Origin of the sequence: Acidithrix ferrooxidans, from assembly GCF_000949295.1 — a bacterium.
Classification (GTDB): domain Bacteria; phylum Actinomycetota; class Acidimicrobiia; order Acidimicrobiales; family Acidimicrobiaceae; genus Acidithrix; species Acidithrix ferrooxidans.
This window is the reverse complement of record NZ_JXYS01000173.1, coordinates 1-890: the sequence shown is the minus strand read 5'-3', so window position 1 is coordinate 890 and position 890 is coordinate 1. Positions and strand designations below refer to the sequence as shown.

The following is an 890-nucleotide window of genomic DNA, read 5'->3' as shown; positions in this document are numbered from 1 at the left end:
ACTTCCAGCAAATACACTGACGGTTACCGGGATATACGACAACCAGTGCCTTGCCTAAGTCCTAACGCCTAAATGGATAAGTTTTCCAAGCAATCCAATTCAACCAGTCAAGATTTAACCCAGTGGCAAATGTCGGTTATCGCATTGGACTTTGACCCAAGAGAATTCAAAAATCTACAACCAGCGATATCTCAATCTGCTCAAACGCACTACCATGAATGGGTGGGGTGGGTCAAAAATATCTTGCTGCTAGTGGGTCAAAAATAGGTTGCTGGCAACACGAGCATTGTTCTTAGCTAGGTGACGCTGTATTCTGCGCGTGTTCTCCATAGAGCGTAGCGCACCTATCATCGGCAGCACGATTGTTCGATGATCGTCCTCAAAACCCATAGTGCCAGTCGTAAAACGTACTCTGTTGCGGTCTTTTCTCTTGGACTTGAACTTCGGGAAGCCGACCTTTCTACCCTTTCGTCTGCCGTGTTTAGAGCTAGACCAGTTAGATAGCGCGCGAACTAGGTCAGCTATACCAGAGGCATACGCCTCTTTGGAGTTATCTCCCCACCAGGGCGCGACCTCGTTCTTCTCCTGGTTCCACCGTTTAGGAAGTGCCTCAAGAGTCCACGGTGTGGATGGGTAGCTTACGTCTGTTCTCTTGGCATCCATATCCGACTTGACTTTGGCTAGTGCCCAGTTGTAGGCGAAGCGTCTAGCACCAAAGTGAGACCAGACAAGAGAGGCTGACTGCGGGTCTTTTGGCCACTCGACCTCAAACGAAGCCCCTGTGACCGTCCAACCAGTCGGAACCTTCTCGCCGGTATCGTCACATAACTGCAAATAGTACGCTGACTGACTCTAGCCCATCTTTCGCAGATTTCCCGAAAAGTCGCCCT

Annotated in this window: 1 pseudogene; it reads right to left on the bottom strand. The window is 49.9% G+C overall.

Annotation, left to right across the window (positions count from 1 at the left end):
* Window positions 1-276 precede the first annotated feature (276 nt).
* Window positions 277-813, bottom strand: a pseudogene (locus AXFE_RS18075) (helix-turn-helix domain-containing protein); the annotation flags it as partial.
* Window positions 814-890 lie beyond the last annotated feature (77 nt).